Source organism: Nonomuraea africana (assembly GCF_014873535.1).
Classification (GTDB): Bacteria; Actinomycetota; Actinomycetes; order Streptosporangiales; family Streptosporangiaceae; genus Nonomuraea; species Nonomuraea africana.
Map to the genome: position 1 here is coordinate 8600996 of NZ_JADBEF010000001.1, position 17605 is coordinate 8618600.

Genomic DNA, 17605 nt, shown 5'->3' on the forward strand with positions numbered 1-17605 from the left:
GGGTTTGCCCAGGTCAGGGCGGCAGAATGGGCGCCCTGAATCGAGGTGACGGGGGACTGGTGGGCATGGGATGCGTTCCGGTGAGGGTGCTCGCCGGCCTGGTCGGCGTGGTGGTCCTGAGCGGCCCGATGGCCGTGCGGGCCGACGGGGGAGGGGGCAGGGCCGATCTGTCCGTGACCGTGTCGGCCGGCCCGTCCACCGCCCAGCCCGGCCAGCTGATCAGCTACCGGGTCCAGGTGCGCAACGACGGTCCGGGGGACGCGGTGCTTCCGGTGCTGAAGGTGAACGTCCCGGCCGAGGTGGACATCCTGGGCGTGGACGTGGCGACGTGCCGCCCTGGCCGTACGGTCAGCGAGGTGGTCTGCCCCTCGGACACGGACGTGATCGCCGGAGGGACCGGCGGGGTGACGATCAACGGGATCGTCAGGCCGGGTGCGAGGGGTCCGCTGCGGCTGCTGGCGACCATCTCCTCGGCGGTCGAGGACCCCGACCCGCTGGACAACGTCGTGACCCTCGACACCGGCGTGGCCCCCGGCGCGGACCTGGGCGTGCGGCTCAGGGGCAGGCCGAAGCGGGGAGCGGGCCTGTCGATGGCGGCCACGGTCCGCAACCGCGGCCCGCGTCCGGTGCGCGACGCCCAGGTCTCGTTCACGACGGACGGCGCGCGCCTGCTGTCGGCCGAGGGTGCCAGGTGCGACACGAGTGCCGGTCAGGTGGTGTGCGCGCTGCGCCGGGTGGAGGCGGGGCGGAAGGTGCGGTTCACTCTCGCCTTCCGCGCCCCGCGCAGGCCGGTGAAGACGCTGGCCGTGGTGCGGTCGTCGCAGGTGGGTGATCGCCGTCCGGCCGACAACCAGGCCAGCATGCGCCTCTCCGTCCGGTAGTCGTGGCGTTCAGCTGGCTCTGGGCGCGCAGGTGGGAGCCTGCTGAGTGGCCGAGGTGGGCTCCGTCGTGGCGAACACCACCCCGGCGGCGGTCAGACTGCACCCGAGCACGATCGCGAGAGCGAACAACACCTTCTGTGAAAAGGTCCTCACATTTCGCTATCTCAGCACATTTTGGCTTACCGAGTGAGCGCATTCCAGGCATCCGCCACGATGTCGCGGATCGAGGCGCGCTCGGCCTTCCACCCCAGCTCATGCTGGATCTTGTCGGACGAGGCGACCAGCACGGCGGGGTCGCCGGCGCGGCGGGGGCCGACCACGGCGGGAATCGGGTGTCCGGTGATCTCGCGGCAGACCTCGATCACCTCGCGCACCGAGAAGCCGGTGCCGCTCCCCAGGTTGTAGATCTTGTGCTCGCCCTGGGCGCAGGCGGACAGCGCGAGCAGGTGCGCGCGGGCCAGGTCCGCGACGTGGATGTAGTCGCGCACACAGGTGCCGTCGGCCGTCGGGTAGTCGGTGCCGAAGACGCTGACCGACTCGCGCTCGCCAGTGGCGACCTTGAGGACGTTGGGGATGAGGTGCGTCTCGACGGTGTGCCGCTCGCGGTAGACACGGCCGTCGGCGGCGGTGTAGGCGCCCGCGACGTTGAAGTAGCGCATGCTCACGGCGCCCAGGCCGTGCAGCCCCGCGTAGGCGGTCAGCGCGGTGTCGACGGCGAGCTTGGAGGCGCCGTAGGGGTTGGTCGGGCGGGTCGGGTCGCTCTCGAGGATGGGTGAGCGCTCGGGCTCGCCGTACGTCGCGGCCGTGGAGGAGAAGACGATGCGCGACACGCCGTGCGAGCGCATCGCGTCGAGCAGGGCCAGCGTGCCGCCGAGGTTGTGGGCCCAGTAAAGCCCCGGCTGCTCCACCGACTCGCCGACCAGTGACTTGGCGGCGAAGTGGAGCACGCCCTCCACGCCGTCGAGCGCGTCGCCGACATCGGTGATAGATCTGTTGACGAAGCGCGCGCCGTCGGGAACGGCGTCGGCGTGCCCGGTGGACAGGTCGTCAAGGACGGTCACCTCGTGCCCCGCCTCGACGAGCTGGGCGGCGACGACGCTGCCGACGTAGCCGGCGCCTCCCGTGACGAGAAGCTTCATGTTCACCTCTGTTTGTTCATGTTTGATTATGTACGACTCCAGCATACTCGGCCCCACCCGATCGAGCCGGGTACGCTGGCAGACCACTACGTCGAAAGCACTGCGTTGAACAGCGTTGCGGCCAATAGCGCCATCGTCCTGCTCTTCATCCTGATCGGCGGCTTCTTCGCGGCGGCCGAGATGGCCTTGGTCTCCCTGCGGGAGAGCCAGATCCGCAAGCTCGAACAGCGAGGACGCAGAGGTGCCAGGGTCGCGAAGCTGGCCCAGGACCCAAATCGTTTTCTGTCGGCGGTGCAGATCGGTGTCACGGTGGCCACCATGCTGTCGGCCGCCTTCGGCGCCGACCGGCTGGCCGGCGAGTTCGAACCTACCCTCGTGCGCTGGGGGCTTCCTGAAGGTTTCGCCCAGCCCGCCGCGCTGGTCCTGGTGACGCTGGTCATCTCCTACATGTCGCTGGTGCTCGGCGAGCTGGCGCCCAAGCGCCTGGCCAGGCAGCGGGCCGAGGGGCTCTCCCTGGTCGTCGCGCCCTTCCTTGACCGGTTGGCCAGTCTGTCCAGGCCGGTCATCTGGGCCCTGTCGAAGTCCACCGACGGCGTCGTCAGGCTGCTCGGCGGCAACCCCCACGCCGACAGGGAGGAGATGACCACCGAGGAGCTGCGGGACATGGTCGTCGGCCACACCGACCTGACCGCCGACGAGCGGCACCTCATCGCCGAGGTGTTCTCGGCCGGCAAGCGCCAGCTGCGCGAGGTGATGCTGCCGCGCACCGAGGTGGAGTTCATGGATGCCGAGACGCCGCTGGCCGAGGCCGCCGTGCTGGCCGCGACGATGCCGCACTCCCGCTTCCCCGTCCATCGCGGCTCCTACGACGAGATCGCGGGCTTCGTCCATGTCAGGGACCTGCTCGACCCCGTGCTCACCGGGCAGATCGAGCCGATCAGCCAGCTCGTACCGATCCGGCCCGTCAAGTTCGTGCCCGCCTCCAAGCGCGTGCTCACCACGCTGTCGGAGATGCGCGACGAGGGACATCACCTGGCCATCGTCGTCGACGAGTACGGCGGCACGGCGGGCATCGTCACCATGGAGGACCTGGTCGAGGAGCTGATCGGCGACATCAGGGACGAGTACGACATCGAGGAGCCGCCCGTCCCGCTGCCGGCGGGCGAGATCGAGATCGACGGACTGACCAACCTCAACGACTTCGCCGCCCAGACCGGCATCCGCCTGCCCGACGGCCCCTACGAGACGCTCGGCGGCTTCGTGATGGCGGGGCTCGGCCACCTGGCCGCGGTCAGCGAGAAGATCGAGATTCCCGGCTTCGACCTCACGGTGACCGAGCTCGACGGGCGCAGAATCTCCAGGATCAGGGTGAAACGCCGGACTGTGATCGAGTCGCCGCCCGAGCCGGATTCCTGACACAATTGCGGGCTATGGCCAGACCTCGCGTACTCTCCGGCATCCAGCCCACAGCGGACTCCTTCCACCTGGGCAACTACCTGGGTGCGGTCCGTCAGTGGGTCACGCTGCAGGATACGCACGACGCCTTCTACTGCGTGGTCGACCTGCACGCGATCACCGTGCCCACCGACCCCGCCGACCTGCGCCGCCGCTCCCGCGTGGCCGCCGCGCAGCTGTTCGCCACCGGGCTCGACCCCGAGCGCGCCACCGTCTTCGTGCAGTCGCACGTGCGCGAGCACACCGAGCTGGCCTGGGTGCTGAACTGCCTCACCGGCATGGGCGAGGCGGCCCGCATGACCCAGTTCAAGGACAAGTCGGCCAAATACGGCGAGAGCGCCGCCAGCGTCGGGCTGTTCACCTACCCGATCCTGCAGGCCGCCGACATCCTGCTCTACCAGGCCGACAGCGTGCCGGTCGGCGCCGACCAGAAGCAGCACCTCGAGCTGACCCGCGACCTCGCCCAGCGCTTCAACCACCGCTTCGGCGACACCTTCACCCTCCCGCAGCCGCACATCCTCAAGGAGGTCGAGAAGATCACCGATCTTCAGGACCCGTCGGCGAAGATGTCCAAGTCCTCCTCCTCGCCCGCCGGCATCCTCGACGTGCTGGAGCAGCCGGGGCCGCTGCGCAAGAAGATCATGCGCGCGGTGACCGACACGGGCACCGAGGTGCTGTTCGACGAGGAGAACAAGCCCGGCATCTCCAACCTGCTGCGCATCCAGTCCGCGCTGACCGGCACGCCGATCGCCGACCTGGTCGCGCGTTACGAGGGCCAGGGCTACGGCACGTTCAAGAAGGACGTCGCCGAGATCGTGGTGGAGGCGTTCGCGCCGATCAGGGAGCGCACGGAGAAGCTGCTCGCCGACGAGGCCGAGCTCGACCGGCTGCTGGCCATCGGCGCCGAGCGCGCGGGCGCGGTCGCCCGCGAGACCATGGCCCAGGTCCGCGAGCGCGTGGGTTTCCTGCCGCGCGCCTTCTGACCGTCTCTCCCGTACGGCCGCCGCCCGCTCGACACAGGCTGACGCGTGACGATCCGCTGGAGATCGGGTAGAAGCATTCCTCATGGGCACATGGGCCGAGCGGATCGGCGCGGTCAAGGAATGGATCAGCCGCACGACCGAACGGTCGAGAGTGCGCTGGCATCTGGTCGACCACGTGCTCAGGACGGTCCAGCGCTACCAACTGCAGAACGGCGACAGGCTCGCGGGAGCGGTGACGTACTTCGCGTTCCTGTCGCTCTTCCCGATCATCGCGCTGGCCTTCGCGGTCTTCGGCTACGTCCTGACCGAGCGTCCCGAACTCTCCGAGGCGCTCAGGAAGTCCATCGCAGAGCAGCTGCCCGGCCTCGTCGACCAGCTCAACCTCGACCAGATCGCCAAGGCCAGGACGAGCGCGGGCGTGATCGGCCTGGTCGGTCTGCTGTACGCGGGGATGGGCGCGATCGACGCGCTGCGCGGCGCCCTGCGCGAGATCTCGATGGCGACCACGCCGCCGCTCAACTTCGTCCTCGGCAAGCTGCGCGACCTGGCCACGCTGATCATGCTGGGGGTGACGATGGTCGTCTCGGCGCTGGTCGGTGGCTTCGCCACGCAGGCGACCACGACCGTGGCCGCATTCCTCGGCGTCGAGACCTCCCTGGGCGCCAAGCTCACGCTGGGCGCCGTCGGCCTGCTGGGCAGCGTCGGCGCCGACTGGGTCATGTTCCTGATCGTGCTGGGCTGGGTGGCCAGGCCCACCCGCCCGTTCAGGACGCTGGCCAGGGGAGCGCTGCTGGGAGCCATCGGGTTCGGGGTGCTGAAACAGGTGGCCACCCTGCTGCTGGCGACCACGCTGAGCAATCCCGTCTACGGCACCTTCGCCGTGACGGCGGGGTTGCTGCTGTGGATCAACTTCTCCGCGCGGCTCACGCTCTACGTCGCCGCGTGGACCGCCACCTCCGGCCTCACCCCGCCGCCCGCCCCGACGCCTCTGCCGTCCGACAGGAGCTACTGATCCAAGGCCTGCCTGCGCGCCCTGCGCCTGCGGATGCCGTACAGGAGCCAGCCGAGGCCGCCGAGCAGGCCCACGCCGACGACCGCGGAGCCGACCGCGCGGCTGGTGCCGGTCTGTGCGGCGGCGGCCGCGTCGAGCACCGGCGCGCTCCGGGGTGGGGCGGCCGACGGCGTCGCCGTGGCCGCCACCTCCGCGGTGACGGGCTGGGCGGGCAGCGGGTCCACCAGCCGGCCCACCGGAGTGGCCTTCCCCCGCGTCGCGAACCCCCAGTTGAGCAGGTCCTCGACCTCCTCCCAGAAGTAGCCCTCGTGCCGCATGATCGCCACGATGATCGTGTGTCCGTCGCGGGTGGCCGCGCCGACGAAGCTGCCGAGGGCCTTGGAGGTCCAGCCGTTCTTGACGCCGACCATGCCCTTGTAGCGCCACAGCAGCTTGTTGTGGTTGCCGATCTCGTAGTAGCCCTTCGGCGCGGGGAAGCGCGAGGACTTGAGGCTGACGTACCGGCGGAATTCGGGGTTGGCCAGGCCCGCGCGGGCGATGAGCGCCAGGTCGTAGGCAGAGCTGCTCTGCCCCGGCTTGTCCAGGCCGCTCGGCGTCTTGGCCACCGTGTCGTTGGCCTGCAGGCGCTTGGCCTCGGCGTTCATGTCGGCGAGCGTCGTCGCCAGCCCGCCGTTCGCCTCGGCCAGCGCCATCGCCGCGTCGTTGCCCGAGGTGAGCATGAGCGCCTTGAACAGGTCGTCGACCTTGTAGGTGGTCTTGACCGACAGCCCGACCGCGCTGCCCTCCTGGTTGACGGCCGTCCTGCTGGGCCTGACCTTGAGGTTCTTGTCGAGCTTGGGAATGAGGCTGAGCGCGGTGAGCGCCTTCAGCGTGCTGGCGGGCAGGAAGCGGCCGTGCGCGTTCTTGGCCGCGAGCACCTGCCCGGTCCCGGCGTCGGCGATCACGAAGGACGTGGCCTTGGTCTTCGGCGGCGCCTTCACGCCCGCGGGCGCCACCAGGCCCTTGCTCGCCAGCTGATCACCCCCCAGCACCGGTACGGCAGGCGGTTCGGCGAAGGCGGGCCCGGCCAGGGCGACCGCGGCAAGGAGTGCCGCGACCGGCACCAGTTTCATCCCCATAGCGACCTCAGCGTAGCTTCGTCACATAGCGCATGAGGCGTCACTACCCGCCCGGAAACTGAGAGATGAGCATGTCGAGAAAGATCGCCGGATTCCTGATCGTCATTGGCGCGTTCATGGTGTTCGAATGGATCAACCTTGGATTCAACCTCGCCGATGGGCATTCGACCGGTTTCTACATGGTCCACGGCATACTCATCGCGGTCAACGTCGTGCTGGGCGTGGCACTGGCGCTGATCGGATGGCGAGGTCTCAACCGCCACAGAGCGCGCGGCGAGTGATCAGGTGCAGTTCGTCGGCCTCCTCCCTGGAGTCGCCGATCGTGGTGAAGCCCAGCTTGCCGTGCTCGGGGATGGCGCCGAGCAGGTGCAGCACGTTGCCGGTCTTCCGTACGTGGTCGAAGCCGAGGCCGAGCCCGTCGACGAGCTTCACCACCTCGCCTGGCGTACGGCCCTCCAGGCAGCCGGCCGAGCAGTTGTCCGTCGCCGTGTAGTACTTCGGCCGGCCCCCGCTCATCAGCAGCCCCGTGCCGGGGTCGTAGGATGCGTCCGTGGTGAGCAGCGTGGCGCCGAAGGGATGCGTGGTGCCGCCGATGCGCAGGTTCACCTCGCACAGCAGCGCCGCGTAGCCCGCGTCCGTCTTCATCGCGAAGAAATCCATGCCGAACAGGCCCACCACCCCGCGCTTGGCGAGTAACCCGGCGATCTTCTCGGCCGACGCGGCGACCTCGGCGCGGTACTCCGGCCTGGCGGGAAAGGTGCAGCCCTGGTAGACGGGCCCGTCGAGGACCTGGTCGTGGGTGGCGACGACGTCGTGGTGGCCGCCGGGGGTGATCCTGGCCAGCGCGCTGGGGTAGTAGAGCGGGCGGTGCTCGATGAACTCCTCGACCACCCCGCCCCGCTCGGCGAGCTTCGCGGCGAAGCCGGTCCAGGTCTCGTCCGCGCCCGCGGAGAACTCGGTGCCGCTCCAGTCGTGCTTGGGCACGATCGCGTTGCCCAGGCCGGAGTAGCCGTCGTTCAGCTTGACCATGACCCGCTCGCCCGGCAGCGACAGCACCGCGTCCTCGATCTGCGCCATCGTGTAGAGGTCGCCGAATCCGCGCGCCATGGGCACGCCCGCCTCGGTGCCGATCTCGCGGGCCCCGCTCTTGGAGCCGTAGTAGGCCAGCGACATGGCCGGGCCGTAGATGGGGACGTTCAGTGACGTGGCGAGCTCCTCCTCCAGGTCGCTCATCACGAACGGCACCAGCCACGCGTCGTCCCCGATGACCGACCGTATCCGCTCGACCACGTCGGGTCGGTCGAGCACCGTCCTCGTCAGCGGCTGGCTGTCGGGGTCGTCGACCGTGATCAGGTGCAGCCGCCTGGCCGCGTCGTCCTGATCGGGGAGGAAGCTGAAGTAGTAGTCGACGATCTCCTGATGGACCGGCGTCGAGGAGAGGTAGACCACCGAGACCCTCGGCGCGCGCAGGGTCAGCAGGAGGAAGAGCAGGCGCTCCTCGTAGCACCTTGCTGCCTTGATGCGGCGGAGCTCATCCTGCGGCAGGGAGAGCGAGGGTACGACCACCAGGGTCCCCTCACTCGGCTCGAAGATGCTCAACCGTGCATGCTTCTCCCCGAACGGGATATTAGTGATCATATAGTGAGTGAAACACGCATTCTTCTCACTTACATGCATCGCCGCAGTGTGATGACCAGGACCGGAGGTGACAGGATTTGGAACGGGGCCAACGTTTGGGGGTAGCAACATCGGGTGACAATTTAATGATCCGATGTGACTATTTCCGGACCACGTAACCGTTCACGTACTGTGACGACCTGCGGTTACGGGCATGCCGCAGCCCAACTTTTGGTGTAGTTGTCCGCGAGAGGGGCGGCAGGGGAGATACAGTCGATGGCATCGCCATCGGGCTTATGGCCGACCCCGCTGATCTCTGACACCGGTACACGCGGGTGTGTGGCATTCGCTTCACCGGGCAGCTTCCCCGACCGGGCGGCTGAATCGAGTGATCGCACAAGGAAAGACGGCGCAATGAGCCGTGCGACGGCGCTGTCGCACGTGACGGGACGGTGAGCAATGCGGGGACGTGAGCTACGGGGGGAACTCGACGCGTTCCTGGCGGAGAACGAGCAGGGTTTGGTGGCCTTCCGCCGCGACCTGCACATGCACCCTGAGCTCGCCTTCGCCGAGTACCGCACGACCCAGAAGATCGCCGACCGGCTGACCGCGCTCGGCCTCCACCCTTCCGTGCTCCCGCGTGGCACCGGCCTGATCTGCGAGGTCGGCAGCGGCGACGGCCCGACCATCGCGCTGCGCGCCGACATCGACGCGCTGGCCCTGCCCGACGAGAAGGACGTGCCGTACCGCTCGACCGTGCACGGCGTCTGCCACGCCTGCGGACACGACGTGCACACCGCGATCCTGCTCGGCACCGCGATGTTCCTGGCCAGGCAGGCACGTGAGGGCCTGCTGCCGGGCCGGGTGCGCCTGCTCTTCCAGCCCGCCGAGGAACTGCCGGGCGGCGCGCTCGAGGTCATGGCCCACGGCGGCATCAGCGGCGTCGACCGCATCTTCGGCCTGCACTGCGACCCCAAGGTCGACGTCGGCCAGGTCGGGCTCAAGGCCGGCCCCATCACCTCGGCCTGCGACAAGCTCGCCATCAGGGTCAGCGGCCCCGGCGGCCACACGGCCCGCCCGCACCTCACCGCCGACCTGGTCTTCGCCCTCGCCAAGATCCTCACCGAGCTGCCCGCGGCGCTCTCCCGCAGGGTCGACCCCCGCTCGTCGCTGTCGCTGGTGTGGGGCCGCGTGGAGGCGGGCACGGCCGCCAACGCCATCCCCGACGACGGCATCGCCGAGGGCACCGTCCGCTGCCTGGACGAGGCGGCCTGGCACGCCGCCCCCGACCTCATCAAGGCGCTGCTGGAGTCCGTCGCCGGCGCGTACGGCGTCGAGGCGACCATGGACTACAGCAGGGGCGTCCCGCCGGTCGTCAACGACGAGGACAGCGTCCAGATGCTCGCCGAGGCCGCCGAGCGCGCCCTCGGCACCGGCGCGGTGGTCCCCACCCAGCAGTCGCTCGGCGGCGAAGACTTCGCCTGGTACCTCGAGTCGATCCCCGGCGCCTTCGCCCGCCTGGGCACCAGGTCGCCCGGCGGCCTCGACTTCGACATCCACCAGGGCGCGTTCGACGTGGACGAGAGCGCCATCGGGCACGGGGTGCGCTTCATGGCGGCGACGGCGCTGACGGCCCTGTGGGAGGGAAACCGTCCCGGCCAGGTCGCCGCACCGTTGCCCGAACTCATCTGACCCGTCTCACCGGCATGAGCCTCTTACGGGGGAGCCCAGCTCCCCCGAGCCCCTTCGCAGGGGACTGCCGTCCCCCCGACCCCCGGTCGTCGTGCACGTCCAATGGACAGGTACTTCGAGGTCCAAATCTGGTGGGCACATCACTTGCAAGCATCTCTGCATAAATGCCCAGTAGTAGCCGGAGCCTTGGCCGATATTCAGGCCAGAGCGGTAACGTGGATATATGGAGATCATTCCAATCAGCGAAGCGAAGGACCGGCTCACAGAGCTTGCCGACAGGGCCGCTCGCGAGCATGATCACTTCACGCTTACCCGGAACGGGCGACCGCATGCCGTCATTGTGTCCGTGGCGGAATGGGAATCTCTGCAGGAGACGCTGGAGATCCTCGCCGATCCGGAAATGCGTGCTGACCTGGTCGAAGCCGCGGCCGCCGAGGCGCGAGGCGACGTGACCACCGAGGAGGAGATGTCTGCCATCATGGCTGCCCGCCTCGGCAAGGCAAGCGCGTGAGCGACCGCTACACCATTCTCCTGGACCCGCCGGCCCGCCGCGCGCTCACCTCCGGTCTCCCCGAGTCCGTGGCGGCGGCGGCCTGGGAGCTGATAACCGGCGCCATCGCACGCGATCCATGGCGGGTCGGCAAACCTCTCCAAGAGCCATACGACGGATTGCACGTCGCCAGGCGAGGGACGTATCTCATCGTCTACCGCATCGACGAGGACAAGCAGACCGTGGCGATCCAGACGATCAAACACCGTCGAGACGCCTACCGTCCGTAGCCGTCTACCAGGCGCACACCTAGATTGACCGACGGGTCTTACAGGGCTACCAGGAGCTCTCCGAAGGAGCGGCAGGCCTGTTCTGGTACTTCGCCACGTGACAGATACGCCCCGACTGATGGGCAGCGATGAACGCGGCCAGCCGAGATACCCGATGCCGTTTCTTCAGGCCGACGGCCTGATTGTGCGGCGGCCGTGATCGGTCTGGTTCCGAGACCGCGTCAATCTCGGACGTTCGATGAACCGGGTCAGCGGGAGGCGCGCAGGGGTGGGCGGCGGGCCCAGGTGGCCCAGCGCCAGAGCCATTCGAGCGGCCCCTGGCGGTAGCGCCGCAGCCAGAGCGTGGACCACAGCCACTGGACGGCGAGGATCGGCCCGGCGATCATGAGCACCGTCGTCGTGGGCCAGGTGGCAGGGGAGCCGCCGACGACGCGGGCGGCCACCAGGACGAGGAGCGTCGCGGTCAGGTAGTTGGTCAGCGCCATCCGGCCCAGCGGCGCGAAGACCGCCTGCAGCAGCGCCCGCAGCGGCGTCCTGAGCAGGACCAGCATGGCGCAGATGTATGCGCCGGCCAGCAGCAACCCGGCCACGCTGAACGCCGGCGAGTCGCCCGTGCCGTCCTGAGTCCACAGGAACGGCACCGCCGCCACCGCGAAGGCCAGGCACAGGACGGCCGGCACCCAGGTGGAGCGGTCGATCCGGCCGATCACGCCGTACCTGGTCAGCGCCGAGCCCAGCAGGAACAGGCCGGGGACCAGCGAGTAGTGCCCGCCCTGGATGATCAGTGACGTCGCGATCAGCACCGCGGCCAGCCCGGCCACGGCCCAACGCGGCAGCCAGGTCGAGGGCAGCAGCACCGACAGGCCGACGATGGCGTAGACGGTGAGGATGTCGCCCCGCCACAGCAGGAACATGTGGGCCAGGCCGATGGCGAGCAGCATCAGGAGCCGGCGCAGCAGGAGCAGCCGCGGCCGGGGCACGCCTTGCCCGGCGGACTCCAGCAGCAGCGAGAAGCCGACGCCGAACAGCAGGGAGAAGATGGGGAAGAAGCGCTGCGCCACCAGCAACCCGAGCCAGTCACCGCCCGTGCCGGGTGCCACGGCCTTCACGGCGTCGCCGGCGTTGGAGATCGGCCCGACGTTGGCCAGGAGGATGCCGCACAGCGCGAATCCGCGCACCACGTCGAGCGCGGCGATACGGGGGCGGGCGGGGGCGTCGTCCCCGCGCCGGTGACCGCCGGGAGAGCTGGTCGGAGCAGGCGCGGGGCGGAAGTCTTCATGTGACATGAGGCCACATCCTGCGGATCAGGCCCGGAGGGGCGGCACAGGTCGAAAGCAGGGTTGTGGCCGTGGAGACCGTACTTTCGGCTGATTCACCCGGGGGTGGCCGACCTCCTAGCGTGAACGGCGTGAACGTCCGGGATCGGCTGGCCGCGCGTCCCGACGTGGTGGCCATCAGGGGTGTCCGCGTCGCGGCCGACACCGGGCTCGCGGCGGCGTTCGCCGGGCTGCTCGCCTTCTGGGCGTACCGGATCTCGGACAGCTGGGGCGGCGGCTACTGGCAGTTCGGCTGCGCCGCCGGCGCCCTGGTGTGCGGGCTGGCCCTGGCGCGCCGCCGGGGGCGGGCGTGGGCGGCGGTGGCGGGGCTGGCCGTCGCGGCGGCGGCCGTCCTGGCGAGCCGGTTCGCCGAACTGCCCGCCGAGCCGGGCCCCGCCATGGCCCTGGGCCTGTCGGTGCTGGTCGGCTCGGCGGTCAGGGCGCTCCCTGGCCTGGCGGCCTACGCCGTCGCGGCCGGTGGGCTCGCGGTGGCCCTCGGCAGCCTGCTCACCGCCCATTCGGCCGGCTCCGCCGTCCCGTCCGTGACGACGCTGAACCTCGGCGGATGGCTGGCCGGGGTCGCGTTCGGCGTGAGTGGGCAGGTGCTCGCCGTCCGCCGCCGCACCATGGCCGACGCCGTACGCCGCCACGAGCGCCTCCAGCTCGCCAGGGAGCTGCACGACGTCGTCGCCCACCACATCACGGGCATCGTGCTCCAGGCCCAGGCCGGCCAGGTCCTCGTCCGCAAGCAGCCCGATCGGCTGGGCGGCGCGCTGTCCGGCATCGAGAGCGCCGGCTCCGACGCGCTGGCCGCCATGCGCCGCCTCGTCGGCCTGCTGCGCGAGGCCGAGGGGGCGACCCTCGCGCTCGGCCCCGAACGCCTCAGCGACCTGATCGAGCGCTTCGACGGCCCCGAGGTGCGCCTGCGCCTGCCCGACGGCGACAACGAGCCGGCCTGGCCGCCCGAGGTGACCACCACCGTCTACCGGGTCGTGCGGGAGGCGCTGATCAACGTCTCCCGCCACGCCCCGCACGCCCGCACCGTCGACGTCACCGTCACCGTCACTGTCGCCCTCGACCGCGACACCGTCACGGTCGAGGTCGCCGACGACGCCCCGCCCGTCGCCGCGCGGCACCACCACCGCCGCGGGTACGGCCTGCTCGGCATGCGGGAGCGACTGGAGGCCCTGGGCGGCACGCTGGACGCCGGACCGCGTCAAGGTGGCGGCTGGTCCGTACGCGCGACCTTGCCCCTGCCCGCGCGGGAGCGTCGATGACCATCAGCGTCCTGCTGGCCGACGACCAGGCGATGGTCCGCGCCAGCCTCCGGGTCATCCTCGAGGACCAGCCCGACATCGAGGTCGTCGCCGAGGCCGCCGACGGCGACGAGGCGGTCGCCCTGGCCCGTCGGCTGCGCCCGGACGTGTGCCTGGTCGACGTTCAGATGCCCCGTATGGACGGCGTCGAGGTCACCCGCGCCCTGGCCGGGCCCGGCGTGCTCGCCCCGCTCCGGGTCGTCGTGGTCACCACCTTCGACCTGGACGAGTACGTCTACGGTGCGTTGCGCGGCGGCGCCGTCGGCTTCGTGCTCAAGGACGCGGGACCGGCCCTGCTGGTGGAGGCCGTGCGCGCGGCGAGCGCGGGGGACGCACTGATCTCACCGTCGATCACGCTGCGGCTGCTGCGGCATGTGACGGCCGCGGGGCCGGCGCCCGCCCATCGCCCCGGGCGGCTGCTGTCGGCACGGGAGATCGAGGTCGTTCAGGCCATCGCCAGGGGCCGCACCAACCGGGAGATCGCCGGCGAGCTGTTCATCTCGCTCAGCACGGTGAAGGGCCACATCGCCGGCGTCCAAGCCAAGCTCGGCCTACGCAACCGAGTCCAGATCGCCTCCTGGGCCTGGCAAAACGGCCTCACGAGTGACTCCGTGGACGAGCCCTGAATCGTACGGAGAGCGCCACGACGAGGGGCGCGCGCGAGGCCCAGAGACTCTGTCAAGACGCGCGCCCAGTCCATCTCTCAAGCCTGCGGACGCACCACCGCTCGCGTCCGATGGATCAGTTCCCGAGAGGCGAAGAGCGACAAGGTGTGCCTCGTGATCGATGTTGATCCGCCCCTGGCCGAGCATGCCAAGCGCGGTGAGCGGTATGACCGTCTGGCGGCGAAATGTCCGGCGACTTATGGGTTGGACGTGCGTGACGACCGGGGGTCAGGGGGACGGAAGTCCCCTGCGAGGGGGCGCGGGGGAGCTGGGCTCCCCCCGTAGGAGGAGCCCGAGCCCGTTGCGCGAAGTGAGGCCCATGCCTGTGTGGGCCGTGCGGAAGCCGTTAGGAGACGCGGCCGAAGACGATCGGCAGTTCCAGGGACGAGAGGCCAGGAGTGACCTCCACCTTCGTCCCCGCCGGATACCGCAGCGTGTAGTCGTAGTCCGTCGAGATCAGCACCAGGCCGATCTTGTGTCCCTTCTTGAACACGTAGTCCTGCGCCTGGAAGTCCCAGCGGAACGTGTACGCCTTCCCCGCCTTGATCGGCTGCGTCTTGTCGGCCTTGTGGCGGTTGCGCACGTCGAGCCAGCCGCGCGAGACGATCTTGTAAGGCGCCGACACCGTCCCATGCCGGTACAGGAACGTGCAGCCGCTCTCGCCCGGCACCGCCTGCCCGTAGCAGTACGTCTGGCCGGTGTTCACCAGGCGTCCGTTGGCCCGGGTGTCGGTGCCGTAGTCCACCAGCAGCGCCGTCAGGTACGGCGAGGCGCCGTCCTTCAGTGAGGCCCGCACCGAGACGCTGGGCGTGCCGGAGATCCGCACATCCGTCGGCAGGGCGGAGGTCAGGTAGGCCAGGCGGTTCGGGTCGGCCGAGGGAGCCGACTCGACCAGCTGCTCGGCGGTGCGGGTGTTCTGGTCGACGAAGGACTCGCGGGAGGAGTGCGGGCTGGGCAGGAGGCCGAGCTGGGACGACGAGCCCAGCCAGAGCCTGACGTCACGGGCGCCGGGCAGCGGCCAGGAGGCGTGCCGGCCCCACTGGCCCGGCCCGATCTCCACGTCGGCCTGCGGCTCGGTCATGATGCCGGTGTCGATGCCGTGGAGCCAGTGGTCGAACCAGCCGTGCAGCTGGCGCAGCCACTCCACGGTCCTGACGTTGAACGGGTCGGAGTGCCCGCCCTGGTGCAGCCAGATCTTGCGGGGGACGTCGCGCCGGCTGAGCGCCTCCCACCACTGGGCGGCCTGCTTGGTCTTGACGTTCCAGTCGTTGAGCCCGTGGACGAGGAAGACGCTCGCCTTGACCTTGTCCACGTTGACGAGGAAGTCGCGGGCGGCCCAGAAGTCGCTGTAGTCGCCGCTGATGCGGTCCTGGGTGGCGGTGAACTCGTCCATCACCGGGGCGCAGATCTCCTTGCCCGCTCGGGTGAGGACGGCCTTGGCCATGACGTCGACGTCCTCGCCCTGGTAGCCGCCGGGCGCGAGGACGCCGCCGTTGGCGCGGTAGTAGTCGTACCACGAGGAGATCGCGGCGATCGGGACGATCGTCTTGAGTCCTTCGACGCCGGTGGCGGCGACCTGGTTGGGCAGCGTGCCGTTGTAGGAGACGCCGATCATGCCGACGCTGCCGGTGGACCAGGAGGCGCTGACGGGGTTGCCCGCGGCGTCGAAGCCCTTGGCTCTGCCGTTCAGCCAGTCGATGACGGCCTTGGGGCCGGCGCTCTCCTGCGCGTCGCCGACGGTCGGGCAGCCGGTGGACCTGCCGCTGCCGAGGCTCTCCACCCTGGCCACGGCGTAGCCGCGGGGGACGAAGTAGTTGTCGTAGTAGCCGGGGAAGGTCTCGACCGCGGCCTTGGTCTCAGCGGCGAGCAGGCCGGGCAGCGGGTTGCCGTTCTCGTCGACGTCCACCTTGTGGTTGGGGATGCTGCCGTCGATGCCCGCGTAGTAGGGGCTCGACTCCATGATGATCGGGACCTTGAGCCCCGTCTCGGTCTCCTTGGGGCGCAGGAAGTCGGCCGCGACCCTGTCGTTCTTGCCGTCGCGGTCGCTGTCGACGCCCTCGACCTCCACGTACACCGTCTGCTTGATCGCGTCGGCGCGGGAGTAGATGGGCTGGGTCGGGCCTGTGGGGGTGGCGGATAAGGCGGGGCCGGCTCCCGCTGCCGCGAGTAACGCGGCGGTCAGCGGGATGACGAGCATGCGCATGAGGGGTACTCCCGGTGGTATGTGAAATTTCTAGCCATACAACGAAATCTTCGGCTTGACGGCAAGATCTTGACTTGGGGCAAACTTCGGTAAAGCCGTGTTGAGGCGGCTATACCCAGCACATAAGCTGCAGGTCAGGGCACCTCCACGCCGCTCCCAGGTCACAGACGCGACTGATGTCGATAACGGAGCGGTTGCGGACCTGTGTGCCGGTTTGGTCTGTCCTGGCCAAACAACTATCTTCCGTGCAGGGTTGCCGTGCGTTTCTTCGCGCGTGCGATGAAGGTTGGACGGCGGGGAAATGGAAGGAGTCGCCTTGCTCAGCAAGCGATTCGGCAAGATTGCGGTCGGCACCGTCGCTGGTGCCATGCTCATGGCGGCCGCGGCATGTGGTGGTGGCGGCAGCACGGGCGCGACCAGTTCAGCGGCTCCCAGCGCGGGTGCCGGCAGCGAGCCGGCGAAGGCCAGCGGGCTGAAGGTCGGACTCGCCTTCGACGTCGGCGGCCGGGGTGACAAGTCCTTCAACGACGCCGCCTACGCGGGTCTCGAGCAGGCTCAGAAGGAGCTCGGCGCCGACATCAAGGAGCTCAGCCCCGCGGGCGACGGCTCCAACCGCGGTGAGCTGCTCCGCCAGCTGGCCGAGGCGGGCTACAACCCCATCATCGGTGTCGGCTTCGCCTACGGCGAGGACATCAAGAAGGCGGCCCAGGAGTACCCGGACATCGAGTTCGCGGTCGTCGACTCCGCCTCCAACGCCCCGAACGTGACCGGTCTGCTGTTCGCCGAGGAGCAGGGCTCCTACCTGGCGGGCGTCGCGGCCGCGCTGAAGAGCAAGGCCGGCCACGTCGGCTTCGTCGGCGGTGTCGAGAACGACCTGATCAAGAAGTTCGAGGCGGGCTTCTCCGCCGGTGTCAAGGCCACCAAGCCCGACACCAAGGTCGACGTCAAGTACCTCACCCCCGACGGTGACTTCAGCGGCTTCAAGGCCCCCGACAAGGGCAAGATCGCGGCCGAGAAGATGTACCAGGACGGCGCGGACATCGTCTACCAGGCCGCCGGCGACTCCGGCACCGGTGTCTTCCAGGCCGCGGCCGCGGCCAAGAAGCAGGCCATCGGCGTCGACTCCGACCAGCGTCTGACGGTCAAGGAGGCCGACCTCCAGGCGGTCATCATGACCTCGATGATCAAGCGCGTCGACGTCGGCGTGTTCGAGTTCATCAAGGCCTTCCAGGGCGGCGCCAAGGGCGGCAAGAACGACGTCTACGACCTCAAGGTCGACGGTGTCGGCCTGTCCACCACCGGTGGCGAGATCGACGACATCAAGGAGCAGATCGACGCCGCGAAGAAGAAGATCGTGGACGGCGAGATCACCGTTCCGAGCAAGCCGTAATCTGGGTAGACACCCAAGAGGACATTGAGGGCCCGGGG

At 69.5% G+C, this 17605-nt stretch carries 16 protein-coding genes; 11 read left to right on the forward strand and 5 right to left on the reverse strand.

Going from position 1 to position 17605, the window contains the following annotated elements:
• Positions 1 to 80: 80 nt before the first annotated feature.
• Positions 81 to 881 carry a COG1361 family protein gene (locus H4W81_RS41230; protein WP_192779747.1) on the forward strand — a complete coding sequence of 267 codons (801 nt, stop codon included), beginning with the start codon at positions 81 to 83 and terminating at the stop codon, positions 879 to 881.
• A 179-nt stretch (positions 882 to 1060) separates the two neighbouring features.
• On the opposite strand, the gene galE is transcribed toward H4W81_RS41230, so the two are convergent.
• Positions 1061 to 2020, reverse strand: a complete 960-nt coding sequence (galE, locus tag H4W81_RS41235; protein ID WP_192779748.1) for a UDP-glucose 4-epimerase GalE — start codon at positions 2018 to 2020, stop codon at positions 1061 to 1063.
• A gap of 105 nt (positions 2021 to 2125) precedes the next feature.
• Between galE and H4W81_RS41240 the strand changes: the two genes are divergently transcribed.
• The 3 genes from H4W81_RS41240 to H4W81_RS41250 all read left to right on the forward strand — a co-directional run bounded on the left by H4W81_RS41240 (position 2126) and on the right by H4W81_RS41250 (position 5470).
• On the forward strand, positions 2126 to 3436 hold the full coding sequence (locus tag H4W81_RS41240; RefSeq protein WP_225959035.1) for a hemolysin family protein: 1311 nt from the start codon (positions 2126 to 2128) through the stop codon (positions 3434 to 3436).
• A gap of 14 nt (positions 3437 to 3450) precedes the next feature.
• Positions 3451 to 4458: a tryptophan--tRNA ligase gene (gene trpS, locus H4W81_RS41245; RefSeq protein WP_192779750.1), complete on the forward strand. Its 1008-nt coding sequence runs from the start codon at positions 3451 to 3453 to the stop codon at positions 4456 to 4458.
• 82 nt (positions 4459 to 4540) lie between these two features.
• Positions 4541 to 5470 carry a YihY/virulence factor BrkB family protein gene (locus tag H4W81_RS41250; RefSeq protein WP_192779751.1) on the forward strand — a complete coding sequence of 310 codons (930 nt, stop codon included), beginning with the start codon at positions 4541 to 4543 and terminating at the stop codon, positions 5468 to 5470.
• On the opposite strand, the gene H4W81_RS41255 is transcribed toward H4W81_RS41250, so the two are convergent.
• The gene (locus tag H4W81_RS41255; RefSeq protein ID WP_192779752.1) at positions 5464 to 6588 is read right to left on the reverse strand and encodes a D-alanyl-D-alanine carboxypeptidase family protein; all 1125 of its coding nucleotides are present in this window, start codon (positions 6586 to 6588) and stop codon (positions 5464 to 5466) included. The two genes, H4W81_RS41250 and H4W81_RS41255, sit on opposite strands and share 7 nt — an antisense overlap.
• A 71-nt stretch (positions 6589 to 6659) precedes the next feature.
• Here H4W81_RS41255 and H4W81_RS41260 point away from each other — a divergent pair, with 71 nt between their 5' ends.
• On the forward strand, positions 6660 to 6869 hold the full coding sequence (locus tag H4W81_RS41260) for an SCO4848 family membrane protein (RefSeq protein ID WP_225959036.1): 210 nt from the start codon (positions 6660 to 6662) through the stop codon (positions 6867 to 6869).
• Here the strand turns inward: H4W81_RS41260 and H4W81_RS41265 are convergent.
• Positions 6841 to 8187, reverse strand: coding sequence for a peptide ligase PGM1-related protein (locus H4W81_RS41265; protein ID WP_225959037.1), 1347 nt, complete (start codon positions 8185 to 8187; stop codon positions 6841 to 6843). The two genes, H4W81_RS41260 and H4W81_RS41265, sit on opposite strands and share 29 nt — an antisense overlap.
• A gap of 477 nt (positions 8188 to 8664) precedes the next feature.
• Here H4W81_RS41265 and H4W81_RS41270 point away from each other — a divergent pair, with 477 nt between their 5' ends.
• The 3 genes from H4W81_RS41270 to H4W81_RS41280 all read left to right on the forward strand — a co-directional run bounded on the left by H4W81_RS41270 (position 8665) and on the right by H4W81_RS41280 (position 10677).
• Positions 8665 to 9897 carry a M20 family metallopeptidase gene (locus H4W81_RS41270; RefSeq protein ID WP_192779755.1) on the forward strand — a complete coding sequence of 411 codons (1233 nt, stop codon included), beginning with the start codon at positions 8665 to 8667 and terminating at the stop codon, positions 9895 to 9897.
• 223 nt (positions 9898 to 10120) lie between these two features.
• Entirely contained in the window at positions 10121 to 10408 is a 288-nt protein-coding gene (locus H4W81_RS41275; RefSeq protein WP_192779756.1) for a type II toxin-antitoxin system Phd/YefM family antitoxin, read from the forward strand.
• The gene (locus H4W81_RS41280; protein WP_192779757.1) at positions 10405 to 10677 is read left to right on the forward strand and encodes a type II toxin-antitoxin system RelE family toxin; all 273 of its coding nucleotides are present in this window, start codon (positions 10405 to 10407) and stop codon (positions 10675 to 10677) included. Before H4W81_RS41275 ends, H4W81_RS41280 begins: the two co-directional genes overlap by 4 nt.
• 248 nt (positions 10678 to 10925) lie before the next feature.
• On the opposite strand, the gene H4W81_RS41285 is transcribed toward H4W81_RS41280, so the two are convergent.
• Positions 10926 to 11963 (reverse strand): DUF418 domain-containing protein, encoded by a 1038-nt coding sequence (locus H4W81_RS41285; protein ID WP_192779758.1) that lies wholly within the window; start codon positions 11961 to 11963, stop codon positions 10926 to 10928.
• Between the two features lie 122 nt (positions 11964 to 12085).
• Here H4W81_RS41285 and H4W81_RS41290 point away from each other — a divergent pair, with 122 nt between their 5' ends.
• Together H4W81_RS41290 and H4W81_RS41295 are read left to right on the forward strand one after the other, a co-directional pair.
• The gene (locus H4W81_RS41290) at positions 12086 to 13270 is read left to right on the forward strand and encodes a sensor histidine kinase (protein ID WP_318782400.1); all 1185 of its coding nucleotides are present in this window, start codon (positions 12086 to 12088) and stop codon (positions 13268 to 13270) included.
• Positions 13267 to 13935, forward strand: a complete 669-nt coding sequence (locus H4W81_RS41295; protein WP_192779759.1) for a response regulator — start codon at positions 13267 to 13269, stop codon at positions 13933 to 13935. Before H4W81_RS41290 ends, H4W81_RS41295 begins: the two co-directional genes overlap by 4 nt.
• A 385-nt stretch (positions 13936 to 14320) precedes the next feature.
• Here the strand turns inward: H4W81_RS41295 and H4W81_RS41300 are convergent, their stop codons facing one another.
• Positions 14321 to 16177, reverse strand: coding sequence for a Xaa-Pro dipeptidyl-peptidase (locus H4W81_RS41300; protein ID WP_192779760.1), 1857 nt, complete (start codon positions 16175 to 16177; stop codon positions 14321 to 14323).
• A 316-nt stretch (positions 16178 to 16493) separates the two neighbouring features.
• Here H4W81_RS41300 and H4W81_RS41305 point away from each other — a divergent pair, with 316 nt between their 5' ends.
• Positions 16494 to 17567: a BMP family lipoprotein gene (locus H4W81_RS41305; RefSeq protein ID WP_225959038.1), complete on the forward strand. Its 1074-nt coding sequence runs from the start codon at positions 16494 to 16496 to the stop codon at positions 17565 to 17567.
• Positions 17568 to 17605: the final 38 nt, after the last annotated feature.

Bases quoted from the DNA above. Each gene is read 5' to 3' on its own strand.
- galE (WP_192779748.1), bottom strand. From the start codon at position 2,020: ATGAAGCTTCTCGTCACGGGAGGCGCCGGCTACGTCGGCAGCGTCGTC.
- trpS (WP_192779750.1), top strand. From the start codon at position 3,451: ATGGCCAGACCTCGCGTACTCTCCGGCATCCAGCCCACAGCGGACTCC.
- H4W81_RS41250 (WP_192779751.1), top strand. From the start codon at position 4,541: ATGGGCACATGGGCCGAGCGGATCGGCGCGGTCAAGGAATGGATCAGC.
- H4W81_RS41255 (WP_192779752.1), bottom strand. From the start codon at position 6,588: ATGGGGATGAAACTGGTGCCGGTCGCGGCACTCCTTGCCGCGGTCGCC.
- H4W81_RS41260 (WP_225959036.1), top strand. From the start codon at position 6,660: ATGTCGAGAAAGATCGCCGGATTCCTGATCGTCATTGGCGCGTTCATG.
- H4W81_RS41270 (WP_192779755.1), top strand. From the start codon at position 8,665: ATGCGGGGACGTGAGCTACGGGGGGAACTCGACGCGTTCCTGGCGGAG.
- H4W81_RS41275 (WP_192779756.1), top strand. From the start codon at position 10,121: ATGGAGATCATTCCAATCAGCGAAGCGAAGGACCGGCTCACAGAGCTT.
- H4W81_RS41285 (WP_192779758.1), bottom strand. From the start codon at position 11,963: ATGTCACATGAAGACTTCCGCCCCGCGCCTGCTCCGACCAGCTCTCCC.
- H4W81_RS41295 (WP_192779759.1), top strand. From the start codon at position 13,267: ATGACCATCAGCGTCCTGCTGGCCGACGACCAGGCGATGGTCCGCGCC.
- H4W81_RS41300 (WP_192779760.1), bottom strand. From the start codon at position 16,177: ATGCGCATGCTCGTCATCCCGCTGACCGCCGCGTTACTCGCGGCAGCG.